This is a genomic window from Candidatus Glassbacteria bacterium (assembly GCA_019456185.1).
In the GTDB taxonomy this organism is placed as follows: Bacteria; Gemmatimonadota; Glassbacteria; order GWA2-58-10; family GWA2-58-10; genus JAJRTS01.
In genome coordinates this window covers 16,074-36,232 of sequence record VRUH01000041.1, presented here as the reverse complement: position 1 = coordinate 36,232, position 20,159 = coordinate 16,074, and the positions used below count along the sequence as shown (strand labels likewise).

9 protein-coding genes are annotated in these 20,159 nt (G+C 57.3%); 5 read left to right on the top strand and 4 right to left on the bottom strand.

Annotation, left to right across the window (positions count from 1 at the left end):
• The first annotated feature begins 238 nt into the window (after positions 1-238).
• From FVQ81_13440 to FVQ81_13420, 5 genes are all read left to right on the top strand, one after another.
• Positions 239-1,315 carry a hypothetical protein gene (locus FVQ81_13440; GenBank protein MBW7997552.1) on the top strand — a complete coding sequence of 359 codons (1,077 nt, stop codon included), beginning with the start codon at positions 239-241 and terminating at the stop codon, positions 1,313-1,315.
• Positions 1,316-2,019: 704 nt separating this feature from the next.
• The gene (locus FVQ81_13435) at positions 2,020-6,450 is read left to right on the top strand and encodes a tandem-95 repeat protein (protein ID MBW7997551.1); all 4,431 of its coding nucleotides are present in this window, start codon (positions 2,020-2,022) and stop codon (positions 6,448-6,450) included.
• A 459-nt stretch (positions 6,451-6,909) separates the two neighbouring features.
• Positions 6,910-11,703 carry a T9SS type A sorting domain-containing protein gene (locus tag FVQ81_13430; GenBank protein MBW7997550.1) on the top strand — a complete coding sequence of 1,598 codons (4,794 nt, stop codon included), beginning with the start codon at positions 6,910-6,912 and terminating at the stop codon, positions 11,701-11,703.
• Positions 11,704-11,884: 181 nt separating this feature from the next.
• The gene (locus tag FVQ81_13425) at positions 11,885-15,271 is read left to right on the top strand and encodes a T9SS type A sorting domain-containing protein (protein MBW7997549.1); all 3,387 of its coding nucleotides are present in this window, start codon (positions 11,885-11,887) and stop codon (positions 15,269-15,271) included.
• Positions 15,272-15,362: 91 nt separating this feature from the next.
• Positions 15,363-17,234, top strand: a complete 1,872-nt coding sequence (locus FVQ81_13420) for a T9SS type A sorting domain-containing protein (GenBank protein ID MBW7997548.1) — start codon at positions 15,363-15,365, stop codon at positions 17,232-17,234.
• Between the two features lie 84 nt (positions 17,235-17,318).
• Here FVQ81_13420 and FVQ81_13415 read toward each other — a convergent pair whose 3' ends face one another.
• From FVQ81_13415 to FVQ81_13400, 4 genes are read right to left on the bottom strand one after another with little or no spacing between them, the layout of a single operon-like run.
• Positions 17,319-17,759 (bottom strand): YtxH domain-containing protein, encoded by a 441-nt coding sequence (locus FVQ81_13415; GenBank protein MBW7997547.1) that lies wholly within the window; start codon positions 17,757-17,759, stop codon positions 17,319-17,321.
• A 40-nt stretch (positions 17,760-17,799) separates the two neighbouring features.
• On the bottom strand, positions 17,800-18,174 hold the full coding sequence (locus FVQ81_13410; GenBank protein ID MBW7997546.1) for a hypothetical protein: 375 nt from the start codon (positions 18,172-18,174) through the stop codon (positions 17,800-17,802).
• 31 nt (positions 18,175-18,205) lie between these two features.
• Positions 18,206-19,048 carry an NAD+ synthase gene (locus FVQ81_13405; GenBank protein ID MBW7997545.1) on the bottom strand — a complete coding sequence of 281 codons (843 nt, stop codon included), beginning with the start codon at positions 19,046-19,048 and terminating at the stop codon, positions 18,206-18,208.
• The gene (locus FVQ81_13400; GenBank protein ID MBW7997544.1) at positions 19,008-19,856 is read right to left on the bottom strand and encodes a hypothetical protein; all 849 of its coding nucleotides are present in this window, start codon (positions 19,854-19,856) and stop codon (positions 19,008-19,010) included. Before FVQ81_13400 ends, FVQ81_13405 begins: the two co-directional genes overlap by 41 nt.
• Positions 19,857-20,159: the final 303 nt, after the last annotated feature.

The window sequence follows — 20,159 nt, the reverse complement described above, 5'->3', positions numbered from 1 at the left end:
GTTGCGAGCAGGCTGCCGGCCCCGAAAATTGGATTCTGCAATCTTTATTGCGCTCTGAAACAACACCCGGTCCCTGCAAAAGCCCGGAGCAATGTGCATCCGCTTTGCGCTGAATCAGTTATGAGCCGCGGGGATTCTGGCACCTATTGTGCATCATCTTTAAGTTGTTGACTGCGGCGCTAGTTCGCGTTTAATATTATTCAGGCTGAATTCTGAATTTTCGTACAGGGGAGGAGCAATGAAATTTGCTGCCTGGATCATGGCTGTTTTGGTTTCAGCGCTTGCATTCACCGGCGTGGCGCTGGCAGCGGAATCCGACTATACCTGGACTATCAGCGGCAGTCTCGACGGAGAGGCGGATACCAACCGGATTTTCGTGGCGGTGACCAGCGATTCGCTCCTCGGTGCGGCCACTCTCGAAATCCACTATGATACGACCAAGCTGGAGTTCGTGCCGTACGATGACGCGGCGGACTATCTGACCGGCCGCGTGGCCGTGTTCACCAATCCGCCGACGATCTATCCGTATCCCGATTACCAGCGGATTCTCCTGTTCGATTTCAGCCTGGATATCCCCGCCGGCAGCGGCGACGTGCTCAAGTTCCTGTTCAAGGTCAAGGACGGCGTGACCGGCGGAACCCTGACCACCATATACCTGACAACCAGACGGAGCGTGGACACCCTGGCCACCCAGCAGTTCGAGGTCGAGGGCAGTATCTGGGATACTCCGGGCGACCCGGCCCAGTCGAGCTGGAATATGAAAGGCACGGCCGTGGCCGACTCCAATGCGGCCGAGGTCTACGTGGTCATGGGCAACAGCCTCTGGATCGCCGAGATGGTCCTGGACCTCTCTTTCGATCCGCAGGTGCTGGATCTCACCGAGGCGTCGACTGATATCACGCTCAAGGGCCGGGCCTCCGACCTGAACCTGTCCGTGGCCTATGTAGCGGCCTCCGGCACTGCGCAGCTTACGATCTCGACCACCTCGGCAACCCCTCCGTTTCCGGTTATCGATCCGGGCAGCGGAACGATCCTGGGGATAAAGTTCAGCGTGGTCAGTCCGCTGGCCGACGGCGAGATGACGCAGATAGACTTGAGCCTGGCCGACGGGACCGAGCTGGTAACCCACCAGCTGCAGGCCAGGGCCTATACCGGTCCCACCGCCGATGTGGACGGTAACGGCTCGACAAGTATTTTCGACGTGCTGGAGTTTCTCGTGATGTGGCAGAACGCTCCGCCAAGCCCGTTCACCGATGTCAACGGCGACGGGAAATCCGATATTTTCGACCTGCTGGCTATTCTGGCGGAGCTTTGAGCGGAACTCCCCGCGGGGCGGATTCTGAACGCACCCCTGTCCATTTTTCAACTGGACAGGGGTTTTTATTTTGCCAATGGATCATCGCCCGGATTGCTGAGTATCGATTGATAGCGGATTATCATAGCTTTTATTTTGCAACCTCTAGTGCAACATGCCTTGCCGGCTCCCGACCGCGGCGCGGCTTCACGAACCGGTAACACGTCTGAAATCAACGAGATAGCCGGAGGTTCATCTCTGGCACCGGTTCTGCATATAAAACGGCTCCCGGGTTTCAGCAAGATCTCTAACACAGCCGCGGCAGGTACTAATTGATCGCCCTGTTTCAACCACCGCATCCATCCGGCAGTCCGGCCACCGCAGCCATTGCGCTGTCCGCAGCACTGTTTCCGCATCAGCTCCTGTCCGGGCTCTCAACTGATTTTCCTCCGTGCATAAAACCCGGTGAAACAACTTTCAAGAGTGCGCGCGAGGGAAGGATGCGGCACACGGGGGCTGCCAGGCGGCTTACGGCGCCCCGCGATATTGCAACTCCGGCGGTGTTAATGTTACTGGGACGGTAACAAATCCGGCAGGCGGGTGGATTTTTGTCAAATTGTAAGTCAATAAAAAATGGTCACTTAGATGTTTCTGTCAATTGTGCGTGTTCTGGCACGCTTATTGACTATGTCCTTATAGGCGATTCTGCCTGACAGGGGGAGAGTATGTCTTTTTCCAGACTTATCAGTTCTGCGGCGCTGATCTTTGCCGCTGCCGCGTCGACGCTGCTGGCCCAGGAAACCGACCACACCTGGTCGCTCAGCGGTGCGCTGTACGCGGATAGAGACACGAGCGTGATCTACATCGGCGTCGCAAACAACGTGGATGAAGAAGCGTTCACTATCGAGCTGCACTACGACACCTCGCTTGTTGAGCGTCTCTCTGAAAAGCAGATCGGCCGCGCTGCGGACATGTCTGTTACGACTAATACATCTACGACGGCGCCTTTTCGCAGGTTCGCTATCTTCGATCTGAGCGAACCCTCGAATGTGATCGAAGCCGGTTCGGACAGCATTATCCAGGTTGGCTTCAGGGTGAAAGACGGTGTCGCGCTGGGTACTCCTGTCGCAATGTACCTGACTACCAGCACCAACAGGGTTGCGGTCTGGGATACCCTGGTGGTTCCCACGAATTTTGAAGTCACCGGCGCGCCCAACTCCGCTCCGGTGTTTGTCGATCCCGGCGCGCTGAGCGGAAAGCAGGGCTCCCGGTTCAGCCTCCAGCTTGAGGCCGCCGACGAGGAGGGCGACGCGCTGGTCTACCGCTTGATCACCTCCCCGGGCGAGGGCGCGGTGCTGGATTCACTGACCGGCCTGTTCACCTGGACTCCCCAGGAAAGCGGCACGTTCACCGCCACTTTCGAGGTTTCCGACGGCACCGGCTCTGATACGCTGACTGTCAATATCCAGGTCGAGCTGGGCAATGTCACCCCCTCCTGGCCATCACTGGCCCAGGACACGCTCTATCTGACCGAAGGCAGCGTTTTCACTCACACGTTCGATCGGCCGACCGATGTCAACCTCGTTGACGTCCTCACGGTCACCACCGGCACCCTGCCCGGCACGGCGGCGTTCGACCGGTTGAGCCTGACCCTGAGCTGGACCCCGGGCTACGACAACGCCGGCACCTACGAGATTATCCTTACCGCCGCGGACGATGGCGGCCTGAAAGCATATCAGACAGTCTACCTGCTAGTGGCCGATGTCAACCGCGAGCCGGTGCTGAACCTGGCTGTCAGCGAGATCGAGGTCGGGGAAGGCCAGCCGGTCAGCTTCTCGATCACCGCCAGCGACCCTGACCGCGATGCCCTGACCGTGTCGTGGAATATCTCCCCGGCGGTCGCCGGGGCGCGTCTCGCCAACCGCGTGTTCAGTTGGCCCGAGGCGCAGGTGGGTACCTACACTGTCGAGATCACCGTAACCGACCCCTCGGGGCTGGAGGCCACCGGCTCGGTGTCGATTGTTGTCAGCGCGGTCAACGAAGCGCCCGTGTTCGGCAGGCTGTCCGATTTCTCGGTCGATGCCGGCGAGCTGGTGCAGGTCAACCTGGCGGCCACCGATCCGGACGGGGACGAGCTGAGCTACTCGATTGTTCTCGCCAGTGAGACCGAAAATATCCTGACCCGCGGCGCGACGTTCAGCGGCAACACGTTCAGCTGGACTCCGGCCTCGACCGATGCCGGCCCGAACCTGGTCACCTTCCGGGTCGAGGACCCCGAGGGCCTGTCCGATGAGGCGAGTTTCGCGATCACGGTCCTGTCCGAAAACGTGGACGTGCCGGTGTCTTTCGGCGAGTTCGCCATCCAGACTGTCGAGGAGGGCAGCGAGTTGGTGTTCGAGCTCAATCTGGCCGACGCCGAGGCATTTGTCCGCGATTCACTGGAGTTCTGGGCTGAAGGTCTGCCCGAGGGCGCGTTGTGGGACGCGGAGTCCGGGACAATCACCTGGACGCCGAACCTCCTGCAGTCCGGTACTTACACGGTCACCTGCGGTGTCAGCGATGGTAGTTTCGAGGACATCCAGAGCCTGACCATCGAGGTTGTCGAGAAAGACGTGCCGCCGGTGATCCTGCCCATCCAGAGCCTGAGTGTCAACGAGGGCGAACTGCTTTCGGTGACGTTCACTGCTGTCGATTCCTCCAGTGCCGATCCGGTGCTGTTTACCGCCACGGGTCTCCCCGACGGAGCCGAGATGTTTGACGGCGGGCTGCTGTATTATCAACCGGGCTACGACGCCTTCGGCAGTTACGGGATCACCGTGACGGCCACCGACGGTACGGACAACACGGACAGCGTGACGGTTACTTTGACGGTTAACGATGTCAACCGTTCGCCGGAAATCGAAGCGGATAACCGGGAAGTGGCTGAGGGCCAGTTGCTGGTCCTGACCGTTACAGCCAGCGACCCCGACGGTGACGATCTGACTCTGGCTGCGCTTGAATTGCCCACCGGAGCCAGTTTCGACCCTGCGGGCGGGAATTTTTCCTGGACGCCGACGCAGGAGCAGAGCGGTAACTGGACGGTGGTGTTTACCGCCGATGACGGCAACGGGGGAGTGGACAGCGCGGAAGTTATTGTCACGGTTGGCGATGTGAACAGGCCGCCGGTGCTGGATCCTCTGAGTGCCGTTGCTGTCCGCGAGGGCGAGCAGGTGACAATCAGCATTACCGCCAGCGATCCCGACGCGGAAGACAAGGTGACGGTTTCCGCCACGAACCTCCCCCAGGGCGCATCGCTGACCCAGAGCGGGGATAATCCGGTAACCGCAACGATAGCTTATACGCCGGGTTACCAGCGCCAGGGTGTGTTCAGTATCAAGATCACCGCCACCGACGACGATGCAGCCGAGCCCCTTGCCGTGAGCCGGAACTTCAAGCTGCGGGTGGATGATGTGGATGTGGCGCCGGAGTTCACCGGCGGCCTGGCCGGTTCGGCAGAACTGGAATTCGAGGTTGATGAGGGCGATACGCTCAATCTGCCGCTGACAGTTACCGATGCGGGCGGCGATGATGTGGATGTCAGGGTTCTCAACGCTCCGCGCGGCGCACGCATCGAGCCGGGCAGCCCGGACAGGCTGATTTATCTGCCCGGCTACGACGTGGTTGTCCGCGGTTCGTCCTCCAGGCGCATCAGTATCGAGATCACTGCGCGCGACGGCAGCCAGGTGGTCAGCCGCAGTGTTACGATCGTGGTTAACGATGTCAACCGCCCGCCGCGGATTCCCAGTATCGACGATCAGGTGGTGGACGAGGGGAAAATAATCACATTCCTGGTAAATACTACTGACCCCGATGGTGATGGGGTACAGGTTTCCACCGCCGGCCGCGTGCCCTACCTGACCGCCGGTAATCCGCCGCCCGCGCAGGTGCGCGACGGCAACGTGTTCATTTTCGACACAGGCCTTCTCCCCCAGGACTCGATTATCCGTTCCGCCGTGTTCCAGTTCTGGGGAGTTGATGACCGCGGCCTGGCCAGCGATACGGTCCAGGTGGAGATTGCGGTCAGGCGCGATTCGACTACCACTACCAGCGCTCAGGGGATGCTGGCAGCGGTTAGCTTGGATTTCACTTTCCCGGGCATGGGTACGTGGATTACATTCGATAGTGAGTTACCTATTGCGCCTGATTCTTTTCTTACGACTTCGGTTTCCGGTAATATTCTGTCGCTTCTTAATCGACCCGGATCACAACTGGCCGGCTTCGCCGGCGAGGAAAAGGCGAAAGGCGTTTACGCCTACACTTTTCTGGCCGGTGAACTCGAGAGCCAGTTCTACGGAATCCGCCGCGGCTGGCAGCTCGACCTGACTGCTTATTCGGCGGCCGAGGGCGCCGATTCGCTGGTGCCGGGAATGAATATTTCTGTTACTCTGAGCTACAATGACGAGGACCTCCCCAGCGAGATACCGAATTTTAGCGAAGACCGGATCAAGGTGTTCGGCTATGACGGGACCCTGGGAAAGTGGGTGCTGGCCGACAGCCAGTCTGTGGACACCACCCTGAACGTGGCCACTTTCAAACTGACCAACCCGCAGTTGATCGACTACACTATCGGCGCGGTGCTCGACGTTGTCGCTCCGGTGATCACGGACCTTCGGGTCTCGGCCGGCGGCTGGACAATCGATGTCGAGGATGTCGACACGCTCTACAGCCTGGACGGCACCTATCAGTTCCGGGTCAATGTCACCGACGACGAGGTGGTTTCCTCTACCGGCGTGACCCTGTTTTACGCGGTGGGAGAAGAGGATTACCGCAGCCTGATCATGGAGCGTTCGGGGGTCAACCTGTTTCTCGCCACGGTGGAGGAAGGCGTGCTGGCCGATGGGACCGTGATCAGTTACTACATCGAGGCCCGCGATGAAATGAATGTCGTGCTGTCTCCGCAAGGGGCGCCCGGCGAGGTTTACGAACTGGTCGTGGCCGAGTATACCGGTACCCCCGGTGATCTGGACGGCAATATCAGTATCAATATTTTCGACGTGCTGGAGCTGCTCAAGGTATTGGGCGGCAAGGAGCAGCCCAGTATTATCTCCGACGTGGACCAGAACGGCACGACCGATATTTTCGACCTGCTTGCACTTCTGAAACTACTGGGAGGATGATAATTGCGAACTATTATTTTATTCGTTTGCAAACAGACCTTTACCCGAACAGGAGGATGTGTATCGAAAATAAGGCTGTAGCTGGATTTGGCGGCAATTCAATTATGCTTAACTTGGCAGAAAATTCTTGACATGAGCATGGCGGAGCTATATAATTTAGAAGTTTGGGGTTCCAGAGGAATAGTGCATATCGGTTACTGCCAAGGTAAATTGTTGCCATACAAATGGTTACAGAGAGGCAGGTGTTAGGCGCACGGCTTGCGGGCCTGTGCGTTCAGCTCCCGTTATTGTCATTTTCAGAGCTGAAAAACGGATTTGGAAACAGAAGTTATCACGATTTGAGGCACTTGTGAAACCTATTAACAAAACGCACGAAGGAGGATCGTATATGGAGCAAACCCGACTGGTTTTGCCTTACGGCAATACAATTTCTCACTTTTTTGTTGGAGGGCATCTCTTATGAAGTCACGCCTTCTCACCATGGCAGCGGCTGTGTTTCTGCTGCTTGGGTTGAGCACTAGCGCTTTCGCTCAGGTAACCAGTGCTGATGCTGTAGATTTTTATATCAGGACGTATCAGAGCGATGGCGATCTGGCAAACGCATGGCACAACACCTCGGGAACGACCGATACCGTCGGCCGTCAAATGGATGTCCAGGCCGAGTGGGCCATTGACGCCCAGTCTCTGAGCTCGGTCAACTACACGGTTACGTTTCCTGTGGGTACCGTGCTGATGGCTGGTGCTAAAGATAGTGTTATTATGAGGCTTTACAGCGGGTTTACAAGGTCAGGGACCCCCCAGAGTATCCTGATAGACCCCGCTGATATTGCGCTGGTGCTGAATGACACGGCCAGTTACAGCGGCTCCACGAGGCCATCGGCTACCATCACCAGCACCATCTTGTTTAATGATGACAAGCTGCTTCTGCTCGAGTTTTACAAGGATGTCTACATCGGTGGATTGCAGTCCGATGTAAACTCCGAACTCGCCGGGACCGCGATGATCTTCTCCCTGAATATTTCCTCCCAGGTGGGAACCACTTTCGACGATACGGACCTGATGGCGATTAACGATCTGGCTGATGGAGTCAAATTTAATACCTCCATCGGAGGTTATATCGACGATGCGGACGTTCCGTTCCCGAGTGGGGACTCGATCATAATCGTTGACCGTTTCGGCAACAATGTACCGGATTATTATGCTACTGGTGATGACAGCCTCGTCATCAGTGTCCCTGCCGCTGCCGGATATTGGTCGGTGGACAGTGTGGACAATGCTATAGACGGTGTTGGAGGTATAACAGCGTGGACATCGAACATCATCACCCACGCAGGTCTGACTGAAGAGGACAGCACCAAGATTGTAATTCGTTTCAATGCCGGTCTGATTAATGCTGCACCGAATATAAGTGATCTAGTTTTCCGGGATGGCACCAGTACGTATTTGCTGCTTGGTATGCGCGTCCCCGGAGCGGTTGCTACCGGTGGTGCGGGTCTGGCGTTCGATGGTGATGCTACCACGGACTCCACAACCTTTACCGTCACTCTTTACGGTAATGTGGCCGAGAACACGGTGATAAACACCCCTGCTGACAACACGAGCTCGATCACCCGCGCCCGTCTGCCCGCCGCTGCCGGCGAGCAGCTCGGTTCGCTCGTTATCTCCGGCGTAACCATTGGCGGCCCGACATACGTGGGTGGCCGGCTGGATGCTACCTTCACAATCACGCTGAAAAACATTTTCGGTGAGAGTTTCAGCGGTACGCCCGTGGTTGGTACGGACACCGATCCTGTAGCCGTCAAGTTTATATACGAGGCTTGGGACAATGACGCGGGCGAACTCGTTATCGACGCTACCAAGACCGGTTATCTGGCCAGCGGCAAGACGGCCAACAGCGTATACACCACGCCTGCCGCAACTTTCGACAATACGAACATGGGCACTGATGTGTTTGACGGCAGTAGTTTTGAGCCGACTCTCGCCGCTTCTGCCGTAACGATAAGTGCTGGAAATACCAATTTACCGATTTATTTTGGAATGGCCAGCCATCCGGCCGACACAAACAGTGTCGGTAAGGGCGACTCAATCGCGGTAGTATTCTATGCGACGAACTCCCCGGCAGTAAATGACACGGTCAAGATCAAGGTCGAGCCCGGCTCGCCGGTGGCGTTCGACACCGATGCGTTTGTAGCCAGCCTGGCTGGAGTGACCCCGATCAAGGGTCTGCCGATCGACACGACCCTGCCGATCGTCGCGTTGGATACCTCCTATAACCAGGTAGCCAACTTTAGCCTGGTCACAGCGACCAACGTTTTCTTGGATGCTATCGACATACCGAATACCGGTTCCGTCGCAACAGGCGAGGGGCATGGCCTTGAAATGGCGATCAACTTCCTGATCGACGGCCGTGACCCGCAGGGTTACGACGATGCGGTCGTTGCGGTCCGGGATTCGATCCGGTTCGATAATATCGGCCTCCAGGCAGGCGTAACGGCCAATGCGGCGGATTCGTCGTATATCGCGGGTTTTGCCCAAGCGGCAGCATCCGGCGACAGCGCGACGATCAACCTGGGTGGTACAGGTGATGACGCCCTTGGGTTGAGCCTGCTCTACACGGGCAACAACCGCCGCCTGAGCATTGAATGGGATCCTGCGGCGATGGGTTCGGGTTACGACCCTGGCAAGCGCATGAAGGATCTGGGCCTGATCTCGCTGGCGGACCAGACGCTGGTTGATTCGCTGAACACGCCGACGATCACGATGCTCGGTGGGGGGAATGCGGGCCGCACGGATACGATGAAACTTACCGTAGTCCTGCCGGTTTCCATTGACGGCACGGCCAACGTGCTGGATCAGAACAGTGCGGACAGCCTGATCATCCTTAAGCTGGTGAACTTCGGCGATGCCGCTGGCTTAACGACAACCAGCGTATCCATATCGGCTGATGATAATACTTACTATTCGGCTGGTGGAGTTTATCAGGGCGATGGCGACTCGGTTGCTTTCTCCGTGCCGATCACCTTCAACGCCACGTCAACCGCACAGACCATCTACATTAAGGTCTGGGGTATTGTTAATCCGACAATCGCCGATTCGGCGAACTTTTATAAGGTCATGCTGGCCAGCTCGGCTACGCCTGTATTCAACACGACCAGCCTGACGATCAATGACGACACTCTGGCTCAGTACGCGCTTATCCCGCCCTCCGGCGACCAGGATACTGTGCGCGCCGGTGTCAAGTGGCTCAGCGACATTGACATGGGTGATGCTGTTGATACCCTGACTGTCGGCGACACGGCCTGGTTCCAGATCGTGGTTGCCGATCAGTACGGCAACCTGCTTGGTGGCTCCGCGGGTGACAACATCAGTGCCAATAAGCTGATCTTTACGAGCGTGGATTCCACCTTGACCGGCGCAGACCTGGTGGTCTTCCAGAAGTATGACGATGTGCTTGGTACTGTCGGTAGCGGTGAAGGCATGTACGATTCTCTGGCGGCCGGCTTGATTTTGAAAGACGGCGGGAACTACGCTGACAGCATTGGTATCCTTGCGGGCTCCACCAATGGTGGTGTTGATTATACCATCACGCTCAGCGATACCACTGGAGCGGCTACCGGCAGCTCGGTTACCGTTTACGTCAATGCTGGTGCCGCGGCTGCGATTACTCTCGATCCTGACAGTCTGGTGACGGGTAACCGTGGCGCAAACCTGCCGACACTGACGGCCACGCTTGCAGATGCCAATGGTAACCCGGTTGTCGCTGGTACGGTAAGCTTCGGTCTTGCCTATGGCGACACCACGGGTGCATTTGCCGATACCAATAGTGTCGACCTTGCGGCCGATGCCGACTCGGTTGATGCCACCACCGATGCGGCTGGTAAAGCGTTGGCCACCTGGCGCGCCGGCGGCGCGGGCGACTCGGTTGCTATCGCTGTCTGGGCGACCGGTGTCAGCGCGGTCTACTTCAACGCCAGGACTCAGTTCACCGGTGCAGCTGGTGTTATCAACATCGTCAGCCCAACCGATTCGCTGGTGCCTAACCTGACAACGGCCGGTACGATCACGGCCAACGTCCTGGATGCGGATCTGGTTACCGCTGTTTACCTCAACGTCTGGCGCAGCGAGTTGACTCTGGGCGCCGATAATACCTTCGAGATGTCGGATGCTGTCGCATTCGACTCGGTCGTCGGTGTTGCGGTTGCCAGCCTGGATTCGTCTCAGGTGAGCCTGGCGCTGCCCGATACGGTGGCTGTGGATACGGCTGTCGTGATCAAATACCAGATCGTCGCTGTGGACGCTGTTGACAGCGTGACCTACAGCGACACCATGATGTACGTGGTGGCACCGACCCGCGGTAAGAGGAACATGACCGATGACGCGGTGAACGTTGCCGACGTTATGCGTCTGGTCTACCTGATCGCTATCGATGAGATCGTCCCGAAGCTGGTCGATTACTTCGGTCTCGATCTGGACCAGGATGGCGCGTTCCTAACCGCCGACCTGGTCGCCGAACTGGCGATCTGGAGAGGCACCGGTACTCTGCTGGCTGGTGTAAGCGTTCCTGAGGACGCCTCCGCCAAGGCTGAGCTAAGCTACGAGGCCACCGGCAAGTCTACCGCCAATCTGGCGCTGAATCTGGAAACCAGCGACAACCTGAACATGGCTGTTTTCCGGATCAAGTACGACACCGAGAAGTTCATTATGGGTGAGGCCACGGCCACTGAGCGCCTCAAGGGCGTCTCGGTTGTCACCGGCAACAACACCAAGGAAGGTATCTACACGATCGTCCTGGTTAATATCGAGGGCGGCCGGATTGTTAAGGGTAACGGCGCGATCCTGAACATCGCAATCAGCGCCACGGGTGATAAGTTCGACGGTGTCGGCGAGATTTCTCTGCTGAACGCCGGCTTCGAGGAAGGCGTAGCGGTCGAGCTGAGCCGCGAGGTTCTGTCGCCGAAGGCCTTGCTGCCGAAGGATTTTGCCCTGTCGAACTTTCCTAACCCGTTCAACCCGTCGACGACAATCGCCTACGATATTCCTGAGGGTGATAACGTCCAGGTACAGCTGAAAGTCTACAACATACGCGGTCAGCTCGTGCGGACACTGGTGAATGAGTCCAAGAGCGAAGGCTCTTACCAGATCCAGTGGGACGGTTCGGACAACTACGGACGCAAGGTTTCCTCCGGTGTCTACTTCTACCGGATCAAGGCCGGCGAGTTCAGTCAGACTCGCAAGATGGTGATCCTCAAGTAATTGAGGAAGACGGCTTGGAGAGTGCCGGATTCTTCGAATCCGGCACTCTTTCTTAAGCAAAGAAATATCACTATTGTCCGTATTGTCACGTCAATGACCTTATGGGAATCAGAAAATGGGATAAAGCAGATGATTGATTCTGAAGTTGTATCTGCTCGTCACAAGACGGGGAGGTTAGGATATGAAACTTAAGAGGCTATCAAGCCTTGTGGGATTGCTTGCCGCACTGCTTATTTTCACTGGTGGCAATGCTCTTGCAGTGGATGCGATTGCCGTAGCTGATGCACAGGCGTTTCCGGGGGGCAGCGATACGGTGGACGTGCTGGTCACGACCGACGACAGCTACCCAGGCGCCGAAATTACGCTCAGTTACGACAAGACGAAGCTCTCCACGACCGAGGCCAGTGTCATCGTGAATCAGGCTGCATGGGATCCTAGTTGGGGTACTGTAGTAGCTGTGGATACTGCCGCCGGAACCATAAAAGTGGCGCTTCTCTCTCTGAGTGGTGATCCCACTCAGGTAGTGCCGCAAAGCAGTTCGGCCCTGAAGCTGTTCTCGGTTATCTTCGAGGTCGACTCTTCGGTTGCGGTCGGGAGTTACACGATTACTCCGAGTGGTACCTTCTTTGGTGTCGACGAGAATTACGATCCGGTTACGGTTGTCGTTACCTCACTTACATCCGGTACGTTCGTCGTCCAGAGCCTGTTTAACATGTCGGTTGATTCGGTCGATGCCGGACCTGGCGTGTTGACGCCGGTTGGCGTCAACCTGTCGAACGGCCGGGAACTCGTCAGCATCGAGTTTACGATCGCTTACGACAGTTCCCAGGTTGTTTACGGCGACTCGGTCGAGATCAGCGACCTGTATGTGGGCGGAGAAGCGTCGCCCCCCGAGGTGACCGATTACGGCGATTCGGTTAAAGTGGCGATCTTAACGGGTTCAATCGCCACTATACCGATCTCCAACACTTCACGCGCGATCGCCAAGGTTTATTTTGTAACGGCGGACAGCGCGTCGGAGACAGCGTCCAATCCGCTGACTCTTAGCACAAGTACGACAGTAGTTACAACTACCGGTCCGCCGGATTATGATTTCGTGGACAATGCTCCTAATCTGGTTGCCGGTAATATCAACATCCAGAGCAAGTACAGCCTGCGGGTTGGCGATGCCGTCGCTCCGCAGGGCGGCTCGGATACCGTCAATGTCTACCTGCGTTCCGCGGAGACTGTCGCCGCGGTCGAGGCCCAGTTGTTCTTTGACAAGGACAACTTCACGGCCTCGACTGGGGACGTGACCTTCAGCAGTGCTGTTTATGCCGGCGGCGCCACTGTTTCTGTCACCGTCACCGACAGCAGCCTGAAGGTTGTCGCCTTGCCTGTAATCCCTACCGACAGCATTCCCGGAAGCAACACTGAACGTCTTCTGTTCAGCGCTGTTCTGGGCGTCAAGGTCAGTGCGGCGGCGGGATACGACAGCATCAACGCCTCCGGCATCCTTGCCGTTCGTGATGAGAACTACGATCTGACGCAGATCACTATCACGTCGATCACCAAGGGTGCGTTCCGCGTGCTGTCTCCCTATGAGCTTGAAGTTAAGAGCCGCGCCGCCGCTCCCGGAGCGAAAAGTGTCCCTGTCAGCATTCTGCTGACGAGCCAGGAAGACATTTTCTCAACCGAGATCGTGGTCAAATACGATACCACGCAGGTTACGTACGTGGTCGGCTCTGTTGCGGTCAACGAGGATATCTGGACCGGAACCGCTCCGACTCCCGATATTACCGTTGCCGGCGACAGCATCAAGATCGGTCTGTTCGATATATCGGACATCAATAACATGATTGCCGGCGGAAGCGCCAACAGGGAGCTGCTGACAATCGGCTTCGATCTTGATTCCACGCTGTCCACCGGCGATACCACGTGGTTGACTCCTTCCGGCCTGCTGGCCGGCAGGGACGAGAACTGGGATCCGGTCGAGTACAGTCCTACCGGCATCGCCGGCTTTGTCGCGGTGGTTTCGGATATCATTCCGCCCGGCGCGGTCAGCAATGTCGTGGCGGATGAAAACCCCAACTCGATCACGCTCAGCTGGCGCAACCCGACCGCCTCGGACCTGGACTATGTCAAGATCGTGCGTCGGGACGGGACGGATACCGTGACGGTTGTCACAAAGGATACTCCGGTTCCCGGCGCTACTGACTCCTACGAGGACGTCAATGTCACCCAGGGAGTCGCCTATTACTACGACTTCATGGTTGCCGATCTTGCCGGTAACATGGGTGACGTGGTAACTGTCGGCCCGGTGTCTCCCGGCGGCGTTGTTTCGCTTACCGAGGTCAGGGTCCGTAACCGGACGGCGCGTCCCGGCGGTGTGGCAATGCCCGTGGTCGCGCTGACCAACACGGAGGACGATATCGCCGGCGTCAGCTTCAAGGTGTCGTTCGACAACACCATGCTGGTGCTGACCGATATCACGCCGGGCGCGAATGTCGCAGGTCTGGCACCCGTGGTTGCGGTCGATATCGCTGCGGCTAACGCCGCGGGCGAGTTGATAATCGACATGCTCGACTCCAGCCTCACCAACCCGGTCTTGGCAAGCAGTACAGTCAAGGCACTCGCCGTGCTCAACTTCACGGTCGATAGCTCCGCGGCCGCGGGCGCTTCTTTAGCCCTGACGCTGAGCGATGTTTCGCTCTCCGACACGGAAGGCAATGATGTTACGGTGTTGACCGCCAGTGGCTCCATTGCCGTTGTCGTGCTGGCGGACAACGACCTGAACGGTGACGGCGAGACGAATATCGGCGACATCTGGTACTATATCAATATGGAAGAGATGGTACCGTTCGAAATCCTGGCAGAGCTGATCGCCGAGCTGCTCGCCCAGCCTCTGCCTTCGAGCATGCTGGCGGCGGTGCAGGATGCGGTGGCTACCAGCTACCGGATCTCCGACGGCGCGGCGTTGATCGATCTCAAGACCGACTTCGAGATTGTGGCGGCACGCTTCACCTTCAGCTTTGACAGCATGTATCAGCTGGAGGATGTGAGCCTGGCGCCTTCGATGGTCGGCAAGATGATGATCAAGAAGGTTGTCGCCGATGGACGGCTGTATGTCGACATCATCAACCTGAGCGGGTTCATTCCGGCCGAGGTCGGCAACCTGTTCAGTGTCGCTTTCCGTGACACGGACTATGAGTCCGCCGGCCTGAACCTGGAACTGGTTGAAATGGCCGACCGTGACGGAAACGTGCATATCGAGGCTGCCAAGGTAAGCCGGATAGCCTTGCCTAAGGCCCATTCTCTGTCCCAGAACAGCCCGAACCCGTTCAACCCCTCGACCACGATCAAGTATCAGGTCTCCGAGGGCGAGGCGGCGCAGGTTCAGATCGTTGTGTACAACGTCCGTGGACAGAAAGTTATTACCCTGGTGGATGAGTTCAAGGAGTCCGGAGATTACACTGTTAACTGGAACGGCACCACCTCCAGCGGACAGCGCGTTTCTTCGGGTGTGTACTTCTACAGAATGAGTGCCGGTGAGTTTTCGGCGATGAGAAAGATGGTAATTGTGAAGTAGACGAGCCACGGCGACGGGACCCGCGCCGTATACGGCGCGGGTCCCCGAGCGGGCTTCGCTTCTTTAATAAGCTCATCAGGGGGAAAGTGATATGAAAATTATTAAGATACTATTCCTCGGAATAGTACTTGTCTTGTTCAACATTGCCTACCTGGCGGCACAGCAGTTGCCCGATTCCATCACGGTCAATTTCTCCTCGGTCGAGCCAGGAGAGGTGCTGACTGTCACCGTGGACGCCAGGTTCCACTCCGAAAGCTCCGGCGGCTTCATTCTGGTTGCTTCTGGCTTGCCAGCAGGCATGGTAACCACCGACGTGGGGGTTGATCTGGCCGAAGGCACCATGCCGACGGACCCAGGGACCTGGGCTTACGAGTGGACTGAGGGGTACGGCAAGATATTGGCGGATGTAGCTACCAGCCCATTGGTGCAGATTAGCCTGGATGAAACCACCGGTGTCGGAACGATGGGTGTTATCATTCTGAACGCCAATATCGATCTCTACTTGAGGACCCTGCCTCCGGAGTTCGGCGGTATCGATCCTGCGGCAGTCGGACCATTCGCCAAGCTGTACATTAATGTCCCGGCAGATTTCCCCGAGGGCACGTACGAATTGACGTTGGAAGAGGATGGCCTAAGTATTCAGCCTTTTCCGGTGGACGGACCAGCATTCGAAGGTCTGCCGTACTTCAGCACCAATTCGATCATTGTTGCCGAAATCCCTGACAACAACTATCTGCAGATGGTTGCCACTCAGGGCGCGGCCAGCGGCGGCGGTGTTTCCGTGGCCGTTCAGGTTGCCAACAAGGACTCGGTTGGTAGCGGTAGCTTTGTCGTTACCTATCCCAGTTCGGTCCTGACCCTGCGATCGGTTACGGCCGGCGCCAGGGCCGTCGGGGCCACTTTCGCTGCTCCCGTGATTGCGGATATCAGCACGGCTCTGGCCGCTGTTGCTGTCTCCGACAAGCAGGCCACAATCAACTTCAGCGGCGCCAGCATCGGTCCCGGTGGTTTGGGCGGCCTGTGCACGCTGCTGTTCGACGTGGCCAGCGTGGGGGCCGGAGTTACGGCCTCGGTCGCACTGAGCACGGTGGACCTGAAGGATATGGCGGGCACTTCCGTGGGCAGCCAGATCGCTCCGCCGGTTGGGGCCACCGAACTCTCGTTCTCGTTCGGCGATACTCTTTCCCTGGCTGACATGGTGGGCGAGGGTACGGCAATCATCATCGACGGCCAGTTGCACGTGCCTGTCGTGTTGAAGAACGCCTCGGCAGTATCGGCGGTCGAATTCTATATTACGGAGCCCGCCGGTCAGGAAGACATCCTTTCGCTGTCTTCCGATATCGTGCTGCACGTCGACCGCGCCGACGGCTGGGTTGTGACTGCCAACGACAGCGGCAGCTACGTTCACGTGATCGCTTATTCGCCGGTCGCGGGTGGTTCTATCGCCGCCGGTAACGGTCAGTTGTTCCACGTGGTTTTCGACATCGATAGCAGCGCCTTTACGGTACCGGCGCCTGGTGGACCTACGGTCGACCTGGCACTGGGACTCGGCGGTGTCCAGCTTACCGCCGCTGATGGCAGCATGCTCGGTGTCGAGTCCATAGGTGCGACCGCCAGCCTGGATTTCCGTGTGCCCAACGATGGCGAGGGCGTTGGTCCCGGTGCGTCTCTGCCCAAGGATTTCAGCTTGCTGCAGAACCACCCGAACCCGTTCAACCCTTCGACCACGATCAATTATCAGATCCCCGACGATGCCGGCAGCGTCCAGTTCAGGCTGAACGTCTACGACATCCGCGGCAGGCTGATAAGGACTCTGGATAAGGGTATGAAGGGCGCCGGTACCTATTCCGTCTTCTGGGATGGCACCGACAACTACGGCCGCCAGGTCAGCAGCGGCGTTTACTTCTATCGCTTCATCTCTTCCGAGTACAATGTTACCCGTAAGATGATCATGCTGAAGTAAGCGCTGAGCGGTACTGTAAAAAATAAAAAAGCCGCCGGAACCAACAGGTTCCGGCGGCTTTTTTATTCAGCGTTAAAATCCCGGTCAGCTTTTTTTGGCACTTCTGCTGCTCGTGCGGCGAGAACGGGTGCCGGTCTTTTTCTTGCCGGCCAGTTCCTCTTCCAGCGCCGCCATCTCTTCCTTGACCGTCTTTTTCATCGAGTCCTTGCTCTCCTCGACGAACTTGTTGATCTCCTCGCGGATAGTCTCCAGCGACTTCTTGCCCTCATCAACCACTTTACCCAGCTCGCCCTTGAGTGAGTCCACCGCTTTCTTGCCCTCGTCCAGCATCTCGTGGCTTTTCTTCAACATCAGGTCGCTGCTGTCCTTGACCGACTTCAAAGTCTCGTCGCTCTTGTCCGTAATCTTCTTACGCGTCTCCTCGCCTGAGAACGGAGCGAACAGCAGCGCAACTCCGGCTCCCGCCACCGCTCCCATGACAAAGGCTTTGATTACCGAGAATGGTCCGTAATCACTGTTCGTCATCCTGATCCTCCTTAATAAGTTAAGGGCAGGCAAAATTGTTTTACATCCAGCGATGTACCTTGTCGGAGAAGATTTTAACCGCGGAAACGATATTCAGCAGGGGGCTTCTCAGTTTTTCCTGAACGAGATCGAGCAGATCGATCAGTTCCTCCAGCTTATCGCGCAGCTCCGGCAGAATACCGGTCAGGTCTTCGACCTTTCCGGCGGTACTGTCGGCGACTTCCTCCACCCGCTCGCTGATGTTTTTCAGGTGCTCGAGGCTCTGGTCCAGCCTGTCTCGCACCACGGAATTGACGTAACGCTGCAGCGCTCTGATTTTGAGGTACGCGACGATAGTAAGGGCCGTGAGCACAAGAAAGTAAATCGCGATTATCGAAAGCGCCACCGCGATTATGACCTGTAATGTCATAGGCATTTAAACCTCCCCCCCTGGTGTAAGGCGGGATTCAGAGACCCCAGTCTCTGGGAAATCGGAAATCCCTGTTGATTGTCCTGTTGCTCAGTTTGGCGATCAGCGGCAGATGGCGCTTGTATTGTGTCTGGCGCACCATCCGCATGATCCGGTCGACAAATTGCTCATCGTGGCCGCGCGCGGCGGCCTGTTCGGTTTTCATCCTGCAGTCTACCAGCAGGGCCAGCACCTCGTCGGCTTCCTTGTACGTGAATCCGAGCTCCTCTTCATCCGTCTGGCCGGTCCACAGATCTGCGCTGGGTTTCTTGCTGATAATCCGCTCCGGCAGTTCAAGAAACCGGGCCAGCTTCCAGACCTGGGTCTTGTAGAGATCGCCGAGGGGATTGAGAGCACACGCGCTGTCTCCCCACAGGGTGCTGTAGCCCAGCAGGTACTCGGTTTTGTTGCTGGTGCCCAGTACCAGCGCACTGATTTCCGCCGAGAGGTCGTAGAGCACGATCATCCTCTGGCGGGCCATCACGTTGCCCCGGCGCATGTTGTCGATCCCGGCCGCCGTCTTGAAATACGGCTCGACCATCTGGGTGATCTCCATCGTCCTGCTTTCGATCCCCAGCTTTTCGGCCAGCACGGTGGCGTCGCCCAGGCTGTCCGGGTTGGAGTTTTTGTAGGGCATCATCACACCGTACACGTTATCGGCACCCAGCGCATCAACCGCCAGCGCGGCGGACAGACTGGAATCGATACCGCCGGAAAGCCCCAGGACAACTTTCTCGAAGCCTGTTTTTTGTACTTCAATACGGATAAAACCGCTCAGTACTTTCACGACTTCCGGGCAGTTAACCGCCAAAGGATTCTTTTTTGATCCGGTCAAGTTCATTCAGGCTCGCCAGAAATTTCTCGTCGCGCAGGATCGGCGATCCGATCCTGGCCCGCGAGAGTTCATCGAGATCGATTTCTACAGTTGCTCCGGCTTGTTCCAGGAACGGCAGCTCGGCTATCAGATCGCCGTGCGGGTCCAGTGCGTGGGAACTGCCGCTGAAGCTTATCCCGTCCTCGCAGCCGGCGCGGTTGACATAGACCAGGAAATCCGAGTAGAGCAGGGCATAGGAGCGGTTAATGCACTGCCAGTTTTCGACACTGCGGAACATTCCGGTCTCGCTCATCCCCCGCACCGGGCTGTTGGAAATCACAACCAGCAGCTGCGCGCCGTCCTGGCTGAGGATATACGGGTTAACCGGGTGCCAGGCGTCCTCGCAGATCAAGACTCCCAACCGGCAGAATTTCGTACTTATCGCCCGGGTCCGGTTGCCGGGGCTGAAATACCGGCCCTCGTCGAACATACCGTAGGTGGGCAGGTGGCCCTTGCGGTGGCAGCCGGCCAGTTCGCCGTTTTCCAGGTAGAAGGCACTGTTGTAGTAAAAATGGTCGCTGCCGTGCTCCACAAGTCCGATCAGGATCGATATTTTGCCGCTCAAGCGGATCAGTTCCTTGATTTTCGGGTCATCCCGCTCCAAGCCGGTGAGCGAAACCATGTCCTTGAGCAGGTAGCCGTTGAGGGCCAGCTCCGGGAACACGATCAGGTCGGCCCCGTCCCCGGCGGCGTCTGCCGCCAGCTTCCGGCATTGTTCAAAGTTATAGTCCAAATCCCCGAGCCGGGGCGAGATCTGCTCCAGTCGTACCAGCATATTATTTCACTTGTGGTGTAGTTATAGTAAAATTTATATAACGAAAGGCTCCCGCTCCCTCCTGTTCCCGCCCGCGGATAGAATTTATGACTCCTTGAATGTCTTTCCGCCCGTAGTTATATCATAACAGGGACAGAATATCTTTGTCAATGCTCGCAGCGGCGCAAGTGCTTAATCGGGTGTGGTTAGGATTGCTTTTGACCGGACTGTTTATTATAATATGAACCTGTTCCGGACGAGTTTTTGCACGGATATCCATAATCAAGCTCAATTTGCCGGGTTTGGTGACAGGTATATATTTCC

Bases quoted from the DNA above. Each gene is read 5' to 3' on its own strand.
- FVQ81_13440 (MBW7997552.1), top strand. From the start codon at position 239: ATGAAATTTGCTGCCTGGATCATGGCTGTTTTGGTTTCAGCGCTTGCA.
- FVQ81_13435 (MBW7997551.1), top strand. From the start codon at position 2,020: ATGTCTTTTTCCAGACTTATCAGTTCTGCGGCGCTGATCTTTGCCGCT.
- FVQ81_13430 (MBW7997550.1), top strand. From the start codon at position 6,910: ATGAAGTCACGCCTTCTCACCATGGCAGCGGCTGTGTTTCTGCTGCTT.
- FVQ81_13425 (MBW7997549.1), top strand. From the start codon at position 11,885: ATGAAACTTAAGAGGCTATCAAGCCTTGTGGGATTGCTTGCCGCACTG.
- FVQ81_13420 (MBW7997548.1), top strand. From the start codon at position 15,363: ATGAAAATTATTAAGATACTATTCCTCGGAATAGTACTTGTCTTGTTC.
- FVQ81_13415 (MBW7997547.1), bottom strand. From the start codon at position 17,759: ATGACGAACAGTGATTACGGACCATTCTCGGTAATCAAAGCCTTTGTC.
- FVQ81_13410 (MBW7997546.1), bottom strand. From the start codon at position 18,174: ATGCCTATGACATTACAGGTCATAATCGCGGTGGCGCTTTCGATAATC.
- FVQ81_13405 (MBW7997545.1), bottom strand. From the start codon at position 19,048: ATGAACTTGACCGGATCAAAAAAGAATCCTTTGGCGGTTAACTGCCCG.
- FVQ81_13400 (MBW7997544.1), bottom strand. From the start codon at position 19,856: ATGCTGGTACGACTGGAGCAGATCTCGCCCCGGCTCGGGGATTTGGAC.